Annotated in this window: 21 protein-coding genes; 2 read left to right on the top strand and 19 right to left on the bottom strand. The window is 67.0% G+C overall.

Features of this window, described 5'->3' with window-relative positions; translation table 11 throughout:
• Positions 1 to 56: 56 nt before the first annotated feature.
• The 12 genes from AC4JJG_RS08645 to AC4JJG_RS08590 all read right to left on the bottom strand — a co-directional run bounded on the left by AC4JJG_RS08645 (position 57) and on the right by AC4JJG_RS08590 (position 11,683).
• Positions 57 to 1,298, bottom strand: coding sequence for a winged helix-turn-helix domain-containing protein (locus AC4JJG_RS08645; protein ID WP_495400871.1), 1,242 nt, complete (start codon positions 1,296 to 1,298; stop codon positions 57 to 59).
• Entirely contained in the window at positions 1,295 to 1,825 is a 531-nt protein-coding gene (locus AC4JJG_RS08640; protein WP_495400872.1) for a dihydrofolate reductase, read from the bottom strand. The genes AC4JJG_RS08645 and AC4JJG_RS08640 overlap by 4 nt, the downstream gene beginning before the upstream one ends.
• Positions 1,822 to 2,655, bottom strand: a complete 834-nt coding sequence (locus tag AC4JJG_RS08635; RefSeq protein ID WP_495400873.1) for a thymidylate synthase — start codon at positions 2,653 to 2,655, stop codon at positions 1,822 to 1,824. Before AC4JJG_RS08635 ends, AC4JJG_RS08640 begins: the two co-directional genes overlap by 4 nt.
• Positions 2,656 to 2,665: 10 nt before the next feature.
• Positions 2,666 to 4,204, bottom strand: a complete 1,539-nt coding sequence (locus AC4JJG_RS08630) for a DUF222 domain-containing protein (RefSeq protein ID WP_495400874.1) — start codon at positions 4,202 to 4,204, stop codon at positions 2,666 to 2,668.
• Between the two features lie 226 nt (positions 4,205 to 4,430).
• Positions 4,431 to 4,892 carry an SRPBCC family protein gene (locus AC4JJG_RS08625; RefSeq protein WP_495400875.1) on the bottom strand — a complete coding sequence of 154 codons (462 nt, stop codon included), beginning with the start codon at positions 4,890 to 4,892 and terminating at the stop codon, positions 4,431 to 4,433.
• Positions 4,885 to 5,340, bottom strand: a complete 456-nt coding sequence (locus tag AC4JJG_RS08620) for a flavodoxin family protein (RefSeq protein ID WP_495400876.1) — start codon at positions 5,338 to 5,340, stop codon at positions 4,885 to 4,887. The genes AC4JJG_RS08625 and AC4JJG_RS08620 overlap by 8 nt, the downstream gene beginning before the upstream one ends.
• Before the next feature lie 10 nt (positions 5,341 to 5,350).
• Positions 5,351 to 5,839, bottom strand: coding sequence for a hypothetical protein (locus AC4JJG_RS08615; RefSeq protein WP_495400877.1), 489 nt, complete (start codon positions 5,837 to 5,839; stop codon positions 5,351 to 5,353).
• Between the two features lies 1 nt (position 5,840).
• Positions 5,841 to 6,593 (bottom strand): 4-hydroxy-tetrahydrodipicolinate reductase, encoded by a 753-nt coding sequence (dapB, locus tag AC4JJG_RS08610; RefSeq protein ID WP_495400878.1) that lies wholly within the window; start codon positions 6,591 to 6,593, stop codon positions 5,841 to 5,843.
• Positions 6,594 to 6,672: 79 nt separating this feature from the next.
• Entirely contained in the window at positions 6,673 to 7,452 is a 780-nt protein-coding gene (locus tag AC4JJG_RS08605) for an NRDE family protein (RefSeq protein WP_495400879.1), read from the bottom strand.
• A 153-nt stretch (positions 7,453 to 7,605) separates the two neighbouring features.
• Entirely contained in the window at positions 7,606 to 9,909 is a 2,304-nt protein-coding gene (locus AC4JJG_RS08600) for a polyribonucleotide nucleotidyltransferase (protein WP_495400880.1), read from the bottom strand.
• Positions 9,910 to 10,300: 391 nt separating this feature from the next.
• Entirely contained in the window at positions 10,301 to 10,570 is a 270-nt protein-coding gene (gene rpsO / locus AC4JJG_RS08595; protein WP_495400881.1) for a 30S ribosomal protein S15, read from the bottom strand.
• 147 nt (positions 10,571 to 10,717) lie between these two features.
• Positions 10,718 to 11,683, bottom strand: a complete 966-nt coding sequence (locus tag AC4JJG_RS08590) for a bifunctional riboflavin kinase/FAD synthetase (RefSeq protein WP_495400882.1) — start codon at positions 11,681 to 11,683, stop codon at positions 10,718 to 10,720.
• Between the two features lie 282 nt (positions 11,684 to 11,965).
• Here AC4JJG_RS08590 and AC4JJG_RS08585 point away from each other — a divergent pair, with 282 nt between their 5' ends.
• Positions 11,966 to 12,730, top strand: coding sequence for a metal-dependent transcriptional regulator (locus AC4JJG_RS08585; RefSeq protein ID WP_495400883.1), 765 nt, complete (start codon positions 11,966 to 11,968; stop codon positions 12,728 to 12,730).
• Between the two features lie 6 nt (positions 12,731 to 12,736).
• Here AC4JJG_RS08585 and AC4JJG_RS08580 read toward each other — a convergent pair whose 3' ends face one another.
• On the bottom strand, positions 12,737 to 14,179 hold the full coding sequence (locus AC4JJG_RS08580) for a carotenoid oxygenase family protein (protein ID WP_495400884.1): 1,443 nt from the start codon (positions 14,177 to 14,179) through the stop codon (positions 12,737 to 12,739).
• 101 nt (positions 14,180 to 14,280) lie between these two features.
• On the opposite strand from AC4JJG_RS08580, the gene AC4JJG_RS08575 reads away from it, so the two are divergent.
• Positions 14,281 to 14,880 carry a TetR/AcrR family transcriptional regulator gene (locus AC4JJG_RS08575; protein WP_495400885.1) on the top strand — a complete coding sequence of 200 codons (600 nt, stop codon included), beginning with the start codon at positions 14,281 to 14,283 and terminating at the stop codon, positions 14,878 to 14,880.
• A 14-nt stretch (positions 14,881 to 14,894) separates the two neighbouring features.
• Here the strand turns inward: AC4JJG_RS08575 and truB are convergent, their stop codons facing one another.
• The 6 genes from truB to rbfA form a co-directional block, all read right to left on the bottom strand.
• Positions 14,895 to 15,815 carry a tRNA pseudouridine(55) synthase TruB gene (gene truB, locus AC4JJG_RS08570; protein ID WP_495400886.1) on the bottom strand — a complete coding sequence of 307 codons (921 nt, stop codon included), beginning with the start codon at positions 15,813 to 15,815 and terminating at the stop codon, positions 14,895 to 14,897.
• A 1-nt stretch (position 15,816) separates the two neighbouring features.
• Positions 15,817 to 16,476, bottom strand: a complete 660-nt coding sequence (locus tag AC4JJG_RS08565) for a 4'-phosphopantetheinyl transferase family protein (RefSeq protein ID WP_495400887.1) — start codon at positions 16,474 to 16,476, stop codon at positions 15,817 to 15,819.
• Positions 16,473 to 17,462 (bottom strand): metallophosphoesterase family protein, encoded by a 990-nt coding sequence (locus tag AC4JJG_RS08560; protein WP_495400888.1) that lies wholly within the window; start codon positions 17,460 to 17,462, stop codon positions 16,473 to 16,475. The genes AC4JJG_RS08565 and AC4JJG_RS08560 overlap by 4 nt, the downstream gene beginning before the upstream one ends.
• Before the next feature lie 807 nt (positions 17,463 to 18,269).
• Positions 18,270 to 19,610, bottom strand: a complete 1,341-nt coding sequence (locus AC4JJG_RS08555) for an MATE family efflux transporter (protein ID WP_495401033.1) — start codon at positions 19,608 to 19,610, stop codon at positions 18,270 to 18,272.
• Positions 19,607 to 20,563 carry a DHH family phosphoesterase gene (locus AC4JJG_RS08550; RefSeq protein ID WP_495400889.1) on the bottom strand — a complete coding sequence of 319 codons (957 nt, stop codon included), beginning with the start codon at positions 20,561 to 20,563 and terminating at the stop codon, positions 19,607 to 19,609. Before AC4JJG_RS08550 ends, AC4JJG_RS08555 begins: the two co-directional genes overlap by 4 nt.
• Positions 20,560 to 21,051 (bottom strand): 30S ribosome-binding factor RbfA, encoded by a 492-nt coding sequence (gene rbfA, locus AC4JJG_RS08545; protein WP_495400890.1) that lies wholly within the window; start codon positions 21,049 to 21,051, stop codon positions 20,560 to 20,562. The genes AC4JJG_RS08550 and rbfA overlap by 4 nt, the downstream gene beginning before the upstream one ends.

Here is a 21,051-nt window from a genome sequence, read left to right as displayed (position 1 = left end):
CGGATCGTTGCCCACCCTAACGGAACCATCTGATCCGTGAGGACGACCGCACCCACTCATACGGTCGGCCGTCCTACCCCGATCGACCGACTCACCGCCGGTGCCAGCGAGCCCCTGTCCCCGACCTCGACGTTCTCCAATCCCAGCCAGTCCGCCATCGCACGCAGGTCGAGAGCAAGACGCGCGGCGACGGCGGTGTCGTCACCGTGCTCCTCGACATAAGCCGCAGGAACACGCAACACACTCGCGGCGCGATCGGCTTTGACATCGACGCGGGCGACGATCTCGTCTCCCATGAGGTACGGCAGCACGTAATACCCGTGGACCCGCTTGTGGGCGGGCACATAGATTTCGATGCGGTAGTGGAAGTCGAAGAGCCGCTCGGCCCTCGGCCGGTAAAAGACCAGGGGATCGAACGGCGACAGCAGAGCACTGCGGTCGACCGTGCGGGGTACCGCGGCATCGGCATGGAGATAGGCCTCGTCACGGTCCTCACCGACCCGCACCGGCAACAGCGTGCCGTCGTCGACGAGATCCGCGACGGCGGCCCGCGTGTCGACGGTCTTGGTGCGGTAGTAGTCGGCGATGTCAGTGACCGTCGCGACCCCCAGTGCCTGCGACGCGCGGGCCGCGAGTTCGCGGTGGGCGTCGGCGCGGTCGATCCGCGTCTCTACGTTGTCCGCGCCGACGATCTCCTCGGTGAGCGCGTAGTGCCGGACGAAATTCCCGTTGCGCGTGGCCGACAGGTCTCCGGACGCGAACAGTGCCTCGCACACATGCTTGACCTCGCCGCGCTGCCACCAACTTCCCGCCCGGCCCGGTTCACGCTCGATGCCCAGTCGTTCCTCGATCTGCCGCGGTGTGCTCGGCCCCTCGGCGGCGATGACCTCCCGGACGTCGCGCGCCAGCGACCGGTTGCGCCGCATCACCTCACGCGTGTACCGATAGCGTCCGTCCCGGAATTCGTCACGGCGCCAACCGAACAGCGGCCAGTCGTCGATGGGAATCAGGGCCGCCTCGTGGGCCCAGTACTCGACGAGTAGCCGATCTCCGCGGACGGGCCAGGCGGCGCGGTCGAGCAGTCCGCGGTCATAGGGGCCGAGGCGACTGAACAACGGCATGTAGTGGGCGCGCACGGCGATGTTCACCGAATCCATCTGCAACAGCTTGGTCCGCCCGATGACGCGACGCAGATGCGCGCGGGTCGGAACGCCGCTCGGCATCCGGTCGGTGAATCCCTGTGCGGCCAGCGCCGTCCGGCGGGCCTGCGCTGCGGACAGGTCGGTACGCCGCGTCATGATCCGGCGGTGCCGGGCTCCGTCGTCGCGTGCCGTTGGTAGTCGACGAACCGGTACCGGATACCGGTCGACGAGACGAGCCAGTCACCGGTTGCCTCGGTGTCCCAGCGGTACGGGTCGATCTCCGGAGCGAACGCATCGGCACCGTCGATGAGGACATCGATCTCGGTCAGACGCAGATGAGTGGCGGCGTCCATGGCGGCCGCATAGATCTCGCCCCCGCCGATGATCGACACCGTCTCCCCCACCAGCTCCAAAGCGTCGGCCAGGCTGTGCACCACGTCCGCGCCGTCGGCGACGAACGTGGCCGATCGCGTGATGACGATGTTGCGCCGCTTCGGCAAAGGCCGGAACTTCGCCGGTAGCGAATCCCAGGTCTTGCGCCCCATGACCACCGGGTCGCTCGCGGTGATCTCCCGGAACCGAGCCATGTCCTCCGGAACCCGCCACGGAATGCCGTTGTCCCGGCCGATGGCGCCCGCACGGTCCTGTGCCCACACCAAAGCGATCACGCGCTGTGCACTCATACCGCTACGGGGGCCTTGATCCCGGGATGCGACTGGTATCCGACGATCTCGATGTCGTCGAAGTCGTAATCGACGATCGAATCCGCCTTGCGCAGTTCGAGTTTCGGGTACGGATACGGATCGCGCGACAGCTGCAACCGCACCTGGTCGACATGGTTGTCGTAGATGTGGCAGTCGCCACCAGTCCACACGAAGTCACCGACGTCGAGGCCCGCCTGCTGCGCCATCATGTGGGTGAGCAACGCGTACGACGCGATGTTGAACGGCACCCCGAGGAACAGGTCGGCACTGCGCTGGTACAGCTGGCACGAGAGTTTGCCGTCGGCGACGTAGAACTGGAAGAACGCATGACAGGGCGGCAACGCCATCTGCGGGATCTCCCCCACGTTCCAGGCGGAGACGATGTTGCGACGCGAGTCGGGATCGGACTTCAGCAGTTCGAGCGCATTCGCGATCTGATCGATGTGCTCACCCGAGGGTGTCGGCCAGCTTCGCCACTGCACGCCGTAGACCGGCCCGAGCTCACCGTTCGCGTCGGCCCATTCGTCCCAGATGCTGACGCCCCGCTCCTGAAGCCATCGGACGTTGGAATCGCCACGCAGGAACCAGAGCAGTTCGTAGATGATCGACTTCAGGTGCACCTTCTTGGTGGTGATCAGCGGGAAGCCCTGGGAGAGGTCGTAGCGGAGTTGGTGACCGAAGATGCTTCGGGTTCCGGTTCCGGTCCGATCGGCCTTCGGCGTTCCGCTGTCCATGACCAGCCGCAACAGTTCCTCATACGGGGTCGGGATCGTGTCTGTCGAGGTCGAATCGATGATGGCCGTGCGCACGTCATCGATTCTAGAACGGCGGCGGATCTGCCTCGCGCCGCCGGCGATTGTTTGCGCGTTCCGCCTGCCTGCGGGCGTGCTTCGCCGCGAGCCGCGTCCGGGCACGGCGAGGAGCGGATTCATCGGGCAGCGGCTCCGGTTCGGTGGGTGCGGCGAACCGGAGTCGCCGCAGTCCGGGGAACAAGTCCTCGTTCGTCTCGGCCTCGCCGGGCAGAACCAGTCCCTCCGGTGTGGTGTACTCCGTCCGTAAACGGCCGAGGGCGTCGCGGAACTGGTCGTCGATCCATGCACCGAAGGTCTTCAGCAGGTGACCGAACCGGCATTTCGCATTCATGCCGTCTGCTGTTGTCCGGCCGCCCGCACCGGGATCATCGTGGTCATATTCCTGCACGTGATCGAGATCCGAGACCCACGCCGACTGATCACATCCGGGATCGGCGCAGTAGCCGTCCCGGACGCGGATGAAACTGTCGAGAAAGGCCGAGGGTCGGTACGGGTCCGACGGTAGGTGCGCCGGGAGCGTGATCGTCCCGTCGGCGTTGTGCACCGCGTTGCCCGGCACCAGCGGACGGATCGTCGCATCCGGGCGCGCAGCGAGGTCGCGCACGTGCTCATCGGAGACGAGACCGTGACCGTCGACGAAACCGGCGTTGGCGGCGGTCCCGTTGAGCGTGCCCTCGTCGCAGACGACATGGATCACGACCTTCGCGTCCGCCGGCGGAAGAGTCGAGGGTGTCGGTATGACGGCCGGGCACTGCGCCCGAGCACATTCGCAGGTGAACGGCGTGCCGGACAACAGCGCGAACATCGCGTCGGAGCGGCGCTGCTGTGGCGTACGGCCGTCGTCGGTGCAGGCGGCGTCCGCGAGTGACGTCACCGCACCGGCTGCGATCCGGACGTTCTCCGCCGACATGACTCCGACGATCTCCGCCATGCCGTCGCCGCGCGGCTCCGTCCACACTCCGCGGGCATTCATCGCATCCCGGCGGCGATCGCGCACCGCATCGGGATCATGCCGAAAGATGATGCGGTCCACCATGTCCCGGAATCGGCGCCGCGACCAGACACCTGGCCTGGTACGCAGGATCTCGGCCACCTCGGCATCGATGATCGGCGTTGCGGCCGAGCCGGGATCCAGAAGGTCTGTGCGGGTGACGGCAGATTTTGCCTGCCATGTCGCGATGATCCCGTCACGGAGGCACTCGAACACCTGAGGCAGCCGATCACGCAATGCGACGGCTTCGTCGAGCAGCCGCTCCGCCTCGTACTGACGGATGCCGCGCGCACGCGAAATCCGTGCGGCGCAGTCGGCGAACGCATCGACGATGCGGTTGTCCGACTCCCCCCGGTCCTTGACGAGACGATCGAATAGCGTTGCCGCGCAGCGATAATCGGCATACATCAGATACGATCGCCCCCTGTCGACCTCGGTCATGGCGCAGAGCAGGTCGTTGGTCAACGAGTCATCGGGGTGCGACACGTCGACACCACCCACATAGTCCGACGGCAGACGAACCCACGGCGTGGGCTCCGGGAGCAGCGAGGACACGAGACACCTTCCGCGAGACGGAGTCGGGACAGGACATCGTCATCGTCGGGAAGTGCATCATCAGCGAGGAACCGAAACGGCCCGGCGGAGCGCCGGTTCGACTCATCTCATCCTGTTGTCTGCGACCCTACAAGCCACCACCGACAAACCTGACGGCCCACGCTCGGCACATCGACACCACGGGACATAAACACCACGGGGCGCGCACAGCGACCGGCCGCCTACCTCACATCGTCTGAACGAGCTGTTCCAGCTTCGGGAACAGGGTTCGCTTCCAACTGCGTTCCATACCGTTGCGCGCGAACTTCTGCCGACGGTCGTCCACGTCGAATCCACCGAAGCACAACAACACCCGCGTCCCGCGACCGTGCGGGAGCAGTCGCCAGTCCACGTACCAGCGAGCAGGTGGCGTCCCGCGTAGGTCGACATACGTATGCGTAAACCGCTCGTTCACCTCCACGGCGGTCACCTCGCACGCCACCTCGGCCGGCGGTTCGGCGGGGATCTCGAAGATGAATGACGCGCCGACCTCGGCCACCATCCCGGTCGATCGACACAACCACTGCTCCACGAGGTCCGGATCGGTGAGCGCTCGCCACACCTGGACGGGTTCCCTCGGCAAGTAGTGCCCGAGCTCGAACACCGACTCGTCGCGGTCGTCGTCGAACATCGGTCCCCCGTCAGTCATCCATCAGTCCGGCGGCGATCGAGGCGCCCAGCTCCCAGCACTTCTCGAGCGCCGCCTTGTCCGGTTTTCCGGATACCACGACGTACTCGGCGGCTTTCGCCCAGCCGAGCCCGGCGGTGATGGAGTCGACGGCGCGTTCGGCTCCTTCGCCGCCTTCGTTGGCGTGCAGGTAGAGCCCGAACGGGCGGCCCTGTGTCGAATCGAGGATCTGGTAGTAGCACGTGTCGAAGGCGTGTTTGAGGGCGCCGCTGATGTACCCGAGGTTCGCCGGTGTGCCCAGCACGTAGCCGTCGGCCTCAAGGAAGTCGGTGGCCGAAACCTCAAGGGCCGCACGGCGAATCACCTCGACGCTCTCGATCTCGGGATCGGTCGCACCGCTGATCACCGCTTCGAACATCGCCTGGCAGTGCGGCGACGGCGTGTGGTGGACGATCAGCAGCCGACTCATGACGGAGACCTCACGACTCGCGTCCGTGGTACTGCTCGACGGCCCGTTTCATCATCTGTCGGGCACGACTGCGGTCGCCGGCGTAGTCGTAGGCGCGCGCTATCCGGTAGGTGTTGTGCCAATCCTTCGGGTTCGCCTCCCACTCGTCCTTGACCTGTGCGAAGAGTTCGTCGGCGGCGTCGCGCTCGATGCGTCCCGACGGCCTGCGCGGCAGGGCAGACACATCGAGTTCGCGCCCCTCCTCCGCCATGGCTCGCGCCAGCCGTTGGTGTTCGAGACCGGCGCGCAGGGTGGCGTAGACGAGCCACGCACCGATCAGCGGCAGGATGAGCACCCCGATGCCGAGTCCGACGCCGGCGACCGAACCCTCCGAGATGAGGTCGACGCCCCGCTTCCCGAGCATGACGAAGTAGACGATCAGCGCGACCACCAGGAAGCCGATCATCCACACGATCGGACGGGCATCACGCTGCTTCGGAGCAGACGACTCGGCACTCATCTCAGAGATCCAGGAGCTCTTCGAGGCCGACGGTCAGTCCCGGACGACCACCGATCTCGCGCACCCCCAGCAGCACCCCGGGGACGAAGGAGGTGCGGTCGAGCGAGTCGTGGCGGATGGTCAGGGTCTCCCCTTGCGTTCCCAGCAGCACCTCCTGGTGCGCGACCAGACCGGCCAGGCGTACCGAATGCACACGCACACCGTCGACGTCGGCACCGCGGGCACCGTCGAGTTCGTCCGTCGTGGCATCCGGGCTCGCTCCGACCCCGGCGGCCTCGCGTGCCTCGGCGATCAGCGCGGCCGTTCGATAGGCGGTGCCCGACGGCGCATCGGCCTTGTGCGGATGATGCAGTTCGATGACCTCCACGGAGTCGTAGAAGCGGGCGGCCTGAGCGGCGAACCGCATCGACAGCACCGCGCCGATCGCGAAGTTCGGCGCGATGAGCACACCGACGCCGGGATTGTCGGCGAGCCAGCCGCGCACCTGGTCGAGGCGTTCCTCGGTGAAGCCGGTGGTGCCGACGACGGCGTTGATCCCGTTGCGGATGAGGAACTCCAGATTGCCCATGACCGCGCTCGGATGGGTGAAGTCGACGACGACCTCGGTCGACGAGTCGACGAACGCATCCAGCGAATCGTCCTTGTCGACGCCCACGGTGTAGGTCACGCCGTCGGCGGCCTCCACACCCGCGACGATCGCCTGGCCGACCTTGCCCGCACTGCCCAGCACACCGACCCGGATATCACGTGACATCGTGGAGAACCTTTCGTTGGAGCCGATCGATTTCTGTTGAGTCTATTCGGCGTCCCGGCACACGCCCGGAACCCAGGGGCTAGAAACGGAGCGTCGTGGTGCCCTTACGCCTGCCGCGCCAGCCGTACCGTCGCTCGGTGATGTCGCCGTGTCCGTCGTACCCGATGCGCAGCACCGTCGACGCCCGCGTGCCGTATCCGCGCATGTTGATGAACAACGACGACAACTGCTGCTCCCGGTCGTGGGACACCCCGGTCGCGGGCAGCCGGTCATCGGCTGCGGGGCGATCATCGGTCAGGAGCTGCAGGTACGGCTCCACGGATCGACCGGGAGCATCGCGTTCGACGATCCGCTCGAAGGCACCCCGCCCGTCGACGACCTTCGGCCAATCGTTGTCCAGCGCACCGTTGGACAGTCCGTGTACCCCGGGCACGACGGCCCGTGCGAGTGGTTCGGGACGGTTTGTCGCCCACCACATCTCGCCACCGTCGGACGCCCAGGCGTAGGCGAGGAAGTTCACCGGCTGATAGTCGTCGGCGTGGGCGACGAGCCGGCGGGCGGCGGCCTGCGGAGCATCTGAGCCGAGGAGAAAGTCGACGGGCAGCGCACCCCGGGACCGCGGACCGACACCTTCCGGTTTGCCCATCCGCACGTTCGTGACCATGCCGACCCGTGCGGGGTCGTCGGCGCGGACCGCCATCCACGTACCGCCCGCCTCCGCGTCACGTCCGCCGATGATCGGGGCATCGTCCCAGCGCGCCAGAGCGCGTGTCCGACGGCGCCGGAACTCGTCCCGGTTGGCCGCGACGATCAGCGGGAAATCCGGATGCGCCCGATAGGCGAACAGGATGAGACACATATGTGGTCCTCCCTCACTGCTTGTCCCTCACTGCTTGTCCCTCACTGCTGGTCGTCGCCGCGCTCTTGTCGTCGCCGGTATCCACTCACCGGGAAACACGAGACCCGCCACCGATCTTCCGGTGGCGGGTCATCATGTCAGATCTGCTGATAATCAGGCCTCGGCCTTCTCCTCGGTCTTCTCGGTCTTCTCCTCGGCGGGCTTGTCGCCGCCGGTGGCAGCACCCTCCTCGGCGACCGGCACGAGGCTGATCTTGCCGCGCTCGTCGATGTCGGCGATCTCGACGCGGAGCTTGCTGCCCACGTTGACCACGTCCTCGACCTTGTTGATGCGCTTGCCGTTGCCCAGCTTCGAGATGTGCACCAGGCCATCACGTCCCGGCAACAGCGACACGAACGCACCGAACGCGGTGGTCTTGACGACGGTGCCGAGGAAACGCTCGCCGACCTTCGGCAGCTGCGGGTTGGCGATGGCGTTGACCTTGTCGATCGCGGCCTGTGCCGACTCGCCGTCCGAGGCGCCGATGAACACGGTGCCGTCGTCCTCGATGGAGATGTTGGCGCCGGTGTCCTCGGTGATGCCGTTGATCGTCTTGCCCTTGGGGCCGATCAGCTCACCGATCTTGTCCATCGGGATCTTGATGGTGGTGATCCGCGGCGCGTACTTGCTCATCTCGTCCGGCTCATCGATGGCCTCGGCCATCACGTCCAGGATCGTCAGCCGGGCATCCTTGGCCTGGCTCAGCGCACCCGCGAGCACCTTCGACGGGATGCCGTCGAGCTTGGTGTCGAGCTGCAGAGCCGTCACGAAGTCCTTGGTGCCCGCGACCTTGAAGTCCATGTCGCCGAAGGCATCCTCGGCGCCGAGGATGTCGGTGAGTGCCACGTAGCGGGTCTCGCCATCGACCTCGTCGGACACCAGACCCATGGCGATGCCCGCGACCGGGGCGCGCAGCGGCACGCCGGCGTTCAGCAGCGACATGGTCGAGGCGCACACCGAACCCATCGAGGTGGAACCGTTGGAGCCCAACGCTTCCGAGACCTGACGGATGGCGTACGGGAAGTCCTCGACGCTCGGGATGACCGGTGCCAGGGCACGCTCGGCGAGGGCGCCGTGACCGATCTCGCGACGCTTCGGCGATCCGACTCGGCCGGTCTCACCGGTCGAGTACGGCGGGAAGTTGTAGTGATGCATGTACCGCTTGGAGGTCTCCGGTCCGAGCGAGTCGATCTGCTGGGCCATCTTGACCATGTCGAGGGTGGTGACACCCAGGATCTGGGTCTCGCCGCGCTCGAAGAGTGCGGAACCGTGCGCCCGCGGGATCACGCCGACCTCGGCCGACAGCGCGCGGATATCGGTGATGCCACGACCGTCGATGCGGAAGTGGTCGGTCAGGATGCGCTGGCGCACAAGCTTTTTGGTCAGCGCACGGTAGGCGCCGCCGATCTCCTTCTCGCGACCCTCGAACTTCGGTCCGAGCTGCTCGAGGATGTCGGCCTTGAGCTCGTCGGTCTTGTCGTCGCGCTCCTGCTTGCCCGGGATGGTCAGGATCTCGGAGAGGCGATCGGTCGCGGCGTCGGCGACGGCGTCATAGACATCCGACTCGTACGGCGGGAACAGCGGGAAGTCGCCGGTCTCCTTGGCCGCGGACTCGGCGAGCGACTTCTGCGCCTCGCACAGGCGGGCGATGAAGGGCTTGGCGGCCTCGAGGCCCTCGGCGACGATCGCCTCGGTCGGAGCCTGCGCGCCACCGGCGACGAGCTCGATGACGTTCTCGGTGGCCTCGGCCTCGACCATCATGATCGCGACGTCGGCGTTGTCACCGGAGCCGGACACGATGCGGCCGGCGACGACCATGTCGAAGACCGCGCCTTCGAGCTGCTCGACGGTCGGGAAGGCGACCCACTGGCCCGCCTTGTTCTCCTCGGTCGGGATGAGCGCGATGCGCACGCCACCGACCGGGCCCGAGAACGGCAGTCCGGCGAGCTGGGTGGATGCCGACGCTGCGTTGATCGCGACGACGTCGTACAGATCCTTGGGATCGAGGCTCATGACGGTCACGACGACCTGGATCTCGTTGCGGAGGCCGTCGACGAAGGACGGACGCAGCGGCCGGTCGATGAGACGGCAGGTGAGGATCGCATCGGTGGACGGACGGCCCTCACGACGGAAGAACGAGCCGGGGATGCGGCCGGCGGCGTACATCCGCTCCTCGACGTCGACCGTCAGCGGGAAGAAGTCGAAGTGCTCCTTCGGCTGCTTCGACGCCGTGGTGGTCGACAGCAGCATGGTCTCGTCGTCGAGGTACGCGGTGACGGAACCGGCGGCCTGCAGGGCGAGGCGTCCGGTCTCGAAACGGATGGTGCGGGTACCGAAGCTGCCATTGTCGATGACGGCGGTGGCTTCGGTAATGGCGTCGTCGAAGTCCTCTTCGACAACAGTGGTCACATCTGACATGTGGTGACGTATTTCCCTTCGTGGCGGTTCCCTCCGTGAGGGAACCGGTGTGTGACTATGCGGGCGCGGACAGCTGCCAGGTCTCATGCGCATGCATGAGCAGGCCGATGCCGGCTTTATGCGGTGACCCGCCGAGAGATGATTGGACGAACCGGGCGCACGATTCGCGCTCCGGAGGTGCTCAGACGGCCTTCGATCGAAGCGGCCGGAACCGAATGTTCCGGCGGCCACTACCGAGGACCGATCTGACGTGATTCGAGATGTCCAACGCGACCTTCGCGGCAGCAGTCAAGCTGAAGTTTAGCATTCCGGCCGAAGAGCGCCGCATACGACTCGGCCGCCCTCACCGGGAAACGGTGGGGCGGCCGGGACCTGAAGGATCAGGTGCAGGTCAGCGACGCAGGCCGAGACGCTCGATCAGCGAACGGTAGCGGTTGATGTCGACCTTGGCGACGTACTTCAGAAGGCGGCGACGGCGGCCGACCAGCAGCAGCAGGCCACGACGGCTGTGGTGATCGTGCTTGTGGGTCTTGAGGTGCTCGGTGAGGTCGGTTATGCGCTTGGTCAGCAGCGCCACCTGGGCCTCCGGCGAACCGGTGTCGGACTCGTGCAGCCCGTACTCGGCGAGAATGGTCTTCTTCTGCTCGGCAGTCAATGCCATGGGGATACTCCCTGATCTCAGTGCCGCGTTCACAAACTCGGGCGTGCCACCGCGGACCGCAGCAACGCCGACGATCCAATCTACCAGGCTGGATGGGCTCCCCCCAAATGCGGACCCCTCGGTCGCGGTCGACCGTGACCGTCGGTGCTACTCGGCGTCCGCCAGGATGGTGCGGGTCTTCGCGACGTCATCATCCATCGCGGTGATGAGATCGTCGATGCTGGCGAAATTGGCCATGCCGCGGATGCGTCCGACGAAGTCGACGGCCACATGCTGGCCGTAGAGGTCGGCGGTGGTGTCGAGGACGAAGGCCTCGACGGTCCGGGTGCGCCCGGAGAACGTGGGATTGGTGCCGACGGAGACCGCCGCCTCATAGCGCTCCCCCGGCACCACCTGACCGACGACCGGTCCCGGCCCGAGAACCGTGAACCAGGCGGCATAGACGCCGTCCGCGGGGATGGCGGCGTGCATGGGCGGCGCGACGTTGGCGGTCGGGAAGCCCAGTTCGCGTCCGCGACCGTCGCCGCGGACCACGACACCCTCCACGCGATGGGGTCGCCCGAGCGCCTCGGCGGCGCGCTCCACATCGCCGGCCGCCACGCACGAACGGATGTAGGTCGACGAGAAGGTCACCGCGTGTTCGCCGAACAGGGAGATGGCCTGTACCTCGAACCCGAACTTCCCGCCCAGTTCGGTCAGCTTCGCCACATCACCCGCGGCCTTGCGGCCGAAGGTGAAGTTGTCGCCGACGACGACTTCGGCGGCGTGCAGTTGCTCGACGAGCATGTCGTGCGCGAAGTCCTTGGGCGACTTCGACATCAGTTCGGGAGTGAACGGCATGACGCAGAAGACATCGATGCCGAGTTCTTCGGCGAGTTCGGCTCGCCGGGTCAGCGTCGACAATTGCGGCGGATGCGACCCGGGCCGCACCACCTCGGCGGGATGCGGGTCGAATGTCATCAGGACCGAGGGCACATCGCGCTCGGCCGCCGCCTTCGTCGCGGCATGGATCAGCTGGGCATGACCTCGATGGACACCGTCGAATACTCCGATGGTGACCACACATCTGCCCCAGTCCGCCGGGATGTCCTCGAGACCGCGCCAACGCAACACGCGCACCAGCCTACGAGGTGCGGACCGGGCAGACCACCGCGACCGGCGAGGGCCGCACGGCGTGTCGCACCGAGGGTGAACGCCCGATGTCGACGCGATGGCCGGCAATCCACCATCCACGGCGCCACGGATCCTCCGTGCCCCCATCACATCCCGCGGTTCGGACGCCGATCGCGCCGCTTCCGTCGACGCCTCCGCACACCCCGCACGTCGGCCGTTACGGTGCGTGGCCCGGTCGTCCGACGATTCCGGACGCGTGCGGCCGACGGCTAAGCTCGCATCATGTCGCCTTCGCGCTCCACTTCCGGCACCTCATCCGCGGCCGGCACGTCGTCGCGCCCGGACGCCGATGACACGACCGGCGCCCCCACCGAGCGGCCCGTGACCGAGTTGTCCACGGTCACCCAGGATTATCTGAAGGTGATCTGGACCAGCCAGGAATGGGCAGAGGTCAAGGTGACCACCAAGATGCTCGCCGAACGGCTCGGAGTGTCCGCGTCCACCGCGTCCGAGGCCATCCGGAAACTCGCCGACCAGGGACTGGTCTCCCACGAGAAGTACGGTGCCGTCACGTTGACCGACGAGGGCAACAACGCCGCGATCCTGATGGTGCGGCGCCACCGGCTGCTCGAGACATTCCTGGTGCGCGAACTCGGCTATGGCTGGGACGAGGTCCACGACGAGGCGGAGATCCTCGAACACGCCGTGTCCGACCGGCTGATGTCGCGCCTCGACGCCAAGCTCGGACATCCGGACCGCGACCCGCACGGTGACCCGATCCCGGCACTCGACGGGTCGGTGCCGAGCCCCGACGTCACTCTCCTGTCCGACCTCGAGGTCGGTGAATCCGGCCGTGTCGCACGGATTTCCGACACGGATCCGGACATGCTGCGCTACTTCGACGAGGTGTGCGTCGCGCTCGACTGCACGGTCACAGTCGTCGAGAAGCGACCGTTCGCCGGCACGATCACCGTGTCCGTCGGAGGTGCGAACATCGATCTCGGCGATATCGCCGCGCGCGCGATCTTCGTCGTGCGCACGCCCTGACCGTCGTCACGCGGGCACAGTCGCGGGCACATAGGTGCCGTGGAACCCCATCGGAATATGGTGGGCCAGTTGAGCTGTCGCTACCGGACCGTCGGGCACCCGTTCGGAGTCGAGGACGATCAGGCGCGACGTCGACTCCGCGGGCTGATGTTCGACCGAGAGCAGCCACCCCGCGCCTTCGGCTCCCCGGGCCGGATCGGGCGCGAACACCGGCTCGCACACACTGTTCCCCGTCGCCACCGTGAAGATCCGGTTCTCACCGGTGCGGTGATCACACACCATGATCGAATCCGGATCCCCCTTCGGCAATGACGCGGCGGCCGCGAAACTCACTGCGTTGTCCCGACTCTCGTAGCGGTGGTCGATCTGCGGGAACTCGCAGCCGAGTTCGGCGACCGGTTCGCGGACCATCGTCGTCCCCGAGATGCGCACCCGTTCCAGACGACCGCCGAACGCGCCTCCGGAGTCCTCGTGATAGTCGCGCAGGTGCTGATTCCAGCCGGCCCATCCCGTCGACGCGTCGTGCGCGACGATCTCCACCACCACGTCGTCACCGTCGTCGAAGGCGTTGTTGGCATGGAAGTGGAACAGCGCATCCGTGTCGAATATCCGTGGCCGGCCACCATCGCGCGGCACGAGGGCCACCCGCGAACCCAGCGATTCGTCGAAGGTCATGCATCGGTCGATCGACGACAGGCCGAGCGCCGCGCGTATCGGCCGGTTCACCACAATCGGGTCGACGATGAAGACCAGGTAGCGGTCGGTGATCGCGAAGTCGTGGCAGAACGTCGGCCGGGCGAGCGGGAAGGTCGCGAACCGGTCCATACGCCCCGACGGCGCGCGTCGGTAGCAACGGATCATGGGGCGGGGCACCAACTCGATGCCGAAGTTGAACATCTCGCCGGTGCGGGGATCGATCTTCGGATGCGCGGAGAACGCACCCAGCAACTTGAGGGCGCCACCGAAGTCCTCCACGCCGATGGTCGCGAGCGTCTCCGGGTCGAGACGGTGCGGCCTGCCGCCCTCCCACAGGGAGAACAGTCCGTCCCCGTGCGCCACCACGTTGGTGTTGGACACGTTGGACGGAAGCCGGACAGCGTTGGCCGGCACGCCTCCCGGGCGCAGCGTGCCGATGCCGCGGCCGATGGTCCCGTCGGCGCTGTTGCGGAAATGCCGCGTGCGGACATAGCGGTTCCGGAATCCGACACCGCCGGCGCCGATCTCGAAGCGGGACACCATGCCGTCACCGTCGAAGATGTGTCCGAGACGCTGCCCCGCGACCTCCAGACGTCCCGGACCGATGCGGTAGAGGACGCCGGACAGTCCGTCGGGCAACCGCCCGTCGATGTCCTCCACGCGATAGTCGTACTCCGACGTCAACGCATCCCACGGCGACTGGCCGGACGATCCCCCGAGAGCGGCCTCGGCCGCATGCTGAGACGGTGCCATGCGATCAGTCTCGCACACGATGAGACAAGTGACGCGATTTGTGTCTCAAATACGTGGCAGAGGCAGAAATCGCGAGGTCGTCACGGGTTACAGTTGTCGCCGTGAAGGACACGCGATTGATCGACGGCGCCATCGAGGCGATCGCCGACCGTGGTCTTTCCTCCCTCACCCTGGCCGCTGTCGCCAAACACGCCGGCGTCAGCCGGGCCACCGTGTACCGGCAGTTCGGGAACCGGTCGGCACTGATCAACGCCGTCATCGAACGTGAGATCCAGACGATGCAGACCATCGTCTTCGAGCGCATCAGCATCTTCGACGACCCGCGCCACACGGTCCGACTGCTGGTTCGCGAGGTTCTCGACTATCTGGGTGGTCACCGAGCGTTACGCGCCGTTCTCACCCATGACGCTGCCGACGTGATCCCCTGGCTGGTCGAGCGTGGCGACGGCCATCCGACTCTCATCGAGGCCGTCACCGGGGCGACGTTGCCGCACGTCCAGGGCACTTCCCTGGCCGATCACCTGTCGCCGACGCCCGAGCGCGCCGTGGAGCACATTGTGCGGGTGGTCTTCGCGCACCTTCTGGTGCCCTCGTCACGGATGTGCGACGACGACGTCGCCGACCTCGTCACCGCTGCGGTGATCCGTACGCCGGAGACGCCTGCGGTGACACCTCACCGGGGCACCGGGCAACGCGGCTGAGGCCACGCCGGCCGTCAGCGCAGGGTGGCCGGGCGGACCACCATCACCGAACTGGCGCGGCGGCCCTTCTCCTGCACCAGCGCTATCGCCTGCCCGCCGGGATCGATCACCACGTAGATGCCCTTACGGCCGACCGGCTCCAGCCACCGTCCCTGGCTGATCGACTCGGCCTCGTCGGCATCTATGTCGCGGTGCGGGAACGACAGCCGTACCGCTTCGTCGATCGTCAGCGAGAGTTCGGGACCGTCCGTCAGGTCGTCGAGGCGCCGTGCATGGTCGAGCGTGAACGGCCCCACCGCGGTCCGGCGCAACTCGGTGAGATGTCCGCCCACCTCCAATGCGGCGCCGAGATCCCTTGCCAGCGAACGAATATAGGTACCGGACGAACAGTCGACCTCGACGTCCACGTCGGTGAACCGCCATCCGGGCGACTCGGTGTCGACCACTGAGCGGATGCCCAGGACATCGAACCGTGACACCGTAACCGGTCGCGGCGCCAGATCGAATTCGGCACCGCTGCGGGCCAGCGCGTGCGCACGCCGGCCGTCGACCTTGATGGCACTGACCCTGGCGGGCACCTGCTCGATGTCGCCGGTGAGTGCGGCGACGCCGGAAGCAATCTGATCGTCGGTGAGATGTGCTGCGTCCGTTCGGGATATCACCTCACCCTCGCGATCGTCGGTGGTCGTGGCGGCACCCAGCCGGATCGTCGCGGTGTAGGACTTCGTGGTCAGCGACAGCAGCCCGAGCAGCTTGGTGGCCCGTTCGACACCGACGACCAGCACGCCGGTCGCCATCGGGTCGAGCGTCCCGGCATGGCCGACTCGCCTGGTGTTGAACAACTTCCGGCACCGCGACACCACGTCGTGGCTCGTCATACCGGCGTCCTTGTCGACGATCAGCAGCCCGGCGTTCTCGATCGATGCATCCGCCATGTCACACCAGCGCAATCGACGTCACGATGAGACCGCGATCCACGATCCACCGGCCCGGCAGCTCTGCCAGGGGTGCACCACCGTCACGTGTCCTGCCGTCGATGAGGATGCGCGAGGTGAACGTTCCCGACGACGGACCGGTCTGCTCGAAGGTGATGTGTGCGTCCTCGAATCCCAGCCAGCGCTCGGTCAGCGGAAACCATGCCTTGTAGGTGGCCTCCTTAGCGCAGAACAGAAGTCGGTCCCAATGCAGTCCGTCATCCGGGCGACCGGCCAGCACGTCACGCTCCTCGGCGATGCTCGTGTGGTCCAGCACGCCGTCGGGCAGAGCCTCGTGCGGTTCGGCGTCGATACCGAGCGAGCGCACCTGCAGCGAATACGCCACCACTGCGGCCCGGTAGCCGTCACAGTGCGTCAGGCTGCCCACCACCCGCTCCGGCCACAGCGGCATGCCCCGTTCACCACGCAGAATCGGGGCGGGCTCCACACCCAGCTGCGACATGGCTTGCCGCGCACAATATCTCGCAGTCGTGAACTCACGACGACGTTTCTCCACCGCCCGCTCGACGAGCCCGCGCTCCGCCGGCAGCAACTCGATGCCCGGCGGATCCTCGAAGGCCTCCGACGCCGCCACACCGGTGGGCAGCAATCGCTCGATCATGACTCTCCTTCACGAGGCCCGTCGGTGGGTGTCGCCGAACCGCGTCGTTCGCGGCGCTCACGGAGGCGGCGCGCGAATTCCTCGGCCCGCTCCGCGTAATCGGGCGGGAGATCGAAGCGTACCCCGTGCCCCGGCAGGTCGTCGGCGCGCAGGCCCGGGTCGGGAATGATGGGCCGCAGCAACGGTTCCGGAAGACCGCGACGTTTCCACTCGCGGGGATAACCGACCGACACCTCCTCGAACCGCACGTCGTCGTACCAGGTGGTCCGCGGAATGTGGAGGTGGCCGTACACACAGCAGGCCGCGCGATAGCGGGTGTGCCAATCCGTTGTGAGCTCACTGCCGCACCAGAGCGCGAACTCCGGATAGATCAGCGCATCCGTCGGTTCCCGGCGCAACGGCCAATGGTTGATGAGGACCGTCTGCTCCGACGGATCGAGGTCGTCGAGGCGGGCACGCGTCGCCTCGATCCGCGCGCGACTCCAGGCATCGCGGGTCCCGAACGGCTCCGGCGACAGCAGGAACTCGTCGGTGGCGACGACGTTTCGCTCGCGTGCCAGCGCCAGCGCGGTCAGCTTCGTCGTGGTGCCCTCGGGACGAAAGGTGTAGTCGTACAGGAGGAACATCGGCACCACCCGCACCGGCGGCGTCCCGTCCCCCGGGTCGAACAGCGGGTAGATGTCCTCGGGCGTGATCACGCCGATGTCGCGGCACGCCTGCACGAGGTAGTCGTAGCGCGCCACCCCGAAGATCTGCAGCGGGTCCTTCGCCGTGGTGTACAGCTCGTGATTCCCGGGCACCCAGATCACCGTGTGGAAGCGGGCGCGCAGACGGCGCAGCGTGTCGATGATGTCGTCGGTGCGTTCGGCGACGTCTCCCGCCACGATCAGCCAGTCGTCGGCGGATGAGGGACGGATCTCATCGATGATGTGCTCGTTGCCGCGGTGCGCCACATGCAGATCGCTGATCGCCCAGAGAGTTGCCACAGGGATCCATCGTGCCAGAACGCCGGGAACAGCCCGCCCGAGCGGTGTCGTCCGGGCAGATGACAGAGCCGACCCCGGCACTCGAGACGTGCGATGCTTCGGTGCATGAACGTTCCGGCACCGGCATCCGCCTCCCCGGCAGATCGACCTGCTCCGGGGTCACGCGGACCGACCTGGGTGCACTTGCTCGTCGGCACAGTGGTCTTCGTGAGCTTCTGGCTCGTCAACGCTGCCATTACCGCCGCCTCGTGGCAGACGAAGGGCAACGTCTGGGTGTTCTTTGCCATCTTCACCGTGATAACCCTCGTCTTCACTGTCGGTGCGGGTCTGTGGGCACGGCGACTGTGGCAGGGGCTCACCGCCATCGCGTGGGGTGTGCTGGTCTACGGACTTGCCCGGCTGTTCGTCGCGGTCAATGTGGTGAGAGTGCACTCGGCAGACGTCGAGCCGACCTTCTCGCCGTGGCTGGTGATCCCGTTGTACTTCGTGGCCGCCATCGGCGTCTGGTCCATTGCACGCCGCCGTACGTGGTGGACCCTACTGGGTGTACTCCCTGCGGCCGCCTGGATCGCACTGGCCACCTGGGTGCTGACTGTGCATCCCCCGAACTACGGCAACCTCATCGTGACCGCAATCGTCACGGCCTCGATCGATGTCGCCTTCATCCTCGGCGGCATCCTCATCTTCTGGGCTGCCGATGCGATCGGTGTGGCCATCCGGAACGGACGCGGCGTAACCGTCACCGCTCCGGCCCCGACACCCGCGAATCCGGTGATTCCACTGCGATTCGGTGACGGTTATGCCGGCTCACACCCCTTCCCGGGCCCATCGCCCGGATCGTATGCGCCAGGCCACGGTCGCCAGCCGTATCAGCATGAAGGTCATCAGGCCGCTCCATATCCCGGCCAGCCCCCAGTCGAATACCAGCGACAACCAGATCAGCGGTAGGAACCCGACCAGGGCTCCGATGAGCGTGGCCGTCCGCAGGTACGCCGCGTCGCCGCTGCCGAGCAGCACGCCGTCGAGGGCGAACACGACACCGGCCACCGGCAGCATGCCGACGAAGAACCACCAGGGCACCGAGATCGCCTGCAGGATATCGGGATCCGCGGTGAAGATCCGTGGGATCAGACCGGAGCCGACGGCGAAACACACCGCCGCCACCGCGGCAGCGGCGACCGACACCACGGTGACCCGGCGGGCGACCCGTTTCGCGACCGTCGCCGAGCCTGCCCCGAGCGCGGCGCCGACGAGTGCCTGGGCGGCGATCGCCAGCGAGTCGAGGAACAGCGACATGAACTCCCACAGCTGCAGCACCACCTGGTGCGCGGCGACGGCCGCCACCCCGAAGCGCGCGGCCACCGCGGCGGCGGACAGGAAGCAGATCTGGAAGGACAGACTCCGGACCACCAGGTCGCGTGCGAGCACCAGCTGTGACCGGATCACCCCGGGATCGGGACGCCGCCGGGCGACGCCGGCCCGCCGGGACTCGCCGATCACCCTGCCGGCGAACAGGATTCCGGTGATCCCCTGCCCCACCAGATTGGCGACGGCGCTGCCGTTCAGGCCCAGTCGGGGCATGCCCAGCACCCCGTGCGTCAGTCCGACTACCAGCACGGCGGCGACTCCGAGACCCACGACCACGTACACGACCGGGCGCCGGGTGTCCTGCACGCCACGCATCCATCCGTTGCCCGCCATCGACAGCAGGATCAACGGCACCCCGAAGACCGCGATCCGCACCCAGCCGACGGCATCGGTCGCCACCTGCGCCTGCTCGGTCCCCGAGCCGACGAGCACGCGTAACACCACGGGCGCCAACGGATACATGACCGCGACGATCAGCAACCCGACCCCGACGGCGATCCAACTCGCCTGGACGCCTTCGGAAATCGCTCCGCGACGGTCTCCGGCACCGAAACGCCGGGCCGAGCGCGCCGTGGTGCCGTACGACAGGAACGTGAGCTGTGTGCTGATGACCGAAAGGACGAGCGTGGCGACGGTCAGTGCCGCCAACTGCTGTCCGCCCAGCCGACCCACGACCGCCAGATCCAGAAGCAGATACAGCGGCGGCGCGATAAGCACGGCCAGAGCCGAGATCGTCAGCGTGGCGATCCGGCGGGTACCGGCGTCGACGGACTGTGTCAGAGCGACTCCACGAGTCGCGCGATGACCTCGTCCGGGGTGCCCTGATCGCCGTACCCGCTGGCATGGCGATGACCGCCGCCGCCGTGTGCGGCCGCGATGGGCACCAGGTCGACGCTGTCCTTCGAACGCAAGGACACTGTCCAGGATCCCGGTTCGATCTCCTTGAAGACGGCGGCCACCTGTGCCTCGTCGGCAGTTCGGACGATGTCGATGACACTCTCCGACTCCGCCCAGCTCATGCCCTTGAGGACGGAGTGCTCGACGACCGCGTACACGAGTCCCTCACCGTCACAGGCCGTCGGTACCAACTGTGCACCGTCGAGGACGGTGGCGACCATGCCGAACCACCGGAACGGATGGGTGTCGATGAGCGTCCTGCTCCACGTGCGGCCGTCGACACCCATGTCCAGCAGGCGTGCGGCCACCCGGAAGGATTCGGGCCGCGCCCATTTGAACGATCCCGTGTCGGTGACCAGACCGGCATAGATGCAGGTGGCGATGTCGACGTCGATCGAGACCCCCATCGCGTCGAGGACATTGAGAACGAGCACCGTGGTGCAGTCGGCGTTCGGATCGATGAGATCGAGATCGCCGAAGCCCTCGTTCGACGCATGATGATCGATGGTCACCGTTCTCTGCGCGGACGAGATCACATCGGCCAGATCATCGAGACGGCTCAGACCTGCGGCATCGACGGACACGACGATCGGGTGCCCGGCCAATTTCGCCGCCGGCACGAGCAATTTACTGCCGGGCAGGTCGTACAGATTGTCCGGAAGCGGCGAGCTGGCCGGATAGGACACCTCGACGTCCACACCCAGCTGATCGAGTGCCTGACCGAGTGCCAGGCCACTGCCCATCGTGTCGGCGTCGGGTCGCACGTGGCAGAGAATGGTGACCGCGGATGCCCCGGACAGGAGCGAGGCCACCTCGACGCTCGTTGACGGACTCACTCGCCGGTGCTCTCGGGGCGCGACGAACCGTCCGACGGGCCGTCGGACGGACCATCGTCGTCGCTGCTGCGATAGGGATCGGCGTCGCCCGCCGGTGTGGCTTGCTGCGCCTGCCGGGCGACCATCTCGTCGTTCGCCCTGGCCCGGGCGACCAGCTCCTCCATGTGCCGGGCGGCGTCGGGAACCGTGTCGAGCACGAAGGTCAGTGTCGGCGTGAACCGGACCCCGGTGCCGGCGCCGACCTTCGAGCGAAGGATGCCGGTCGCCGCGGTCAGTCCGGCGGCCGCCGCCGCGTAATCCGGCTCGGCGTCGACTGATTCACCCATCACGGTGTAGAACAGCGTCGCGTCATGGAGGTCGTTCGTGACCCGGGCATCGGTGATCGTCACCGCGGCAAGCCTCGGATCCTTGATCTCGGTCCCGATCGCCGAGGCGACAATCGACGAGATGCGCTTGGCCAGTCGTGCGGCCCGCGCCGAATCAACCAT

The sequence above is a fragment of the Gordonia sp. B8661-1 genome (assembly GCF_059427765.1).
This window is presented reverse-complemented; position numbering and strand designations above follow the sequence as displayed.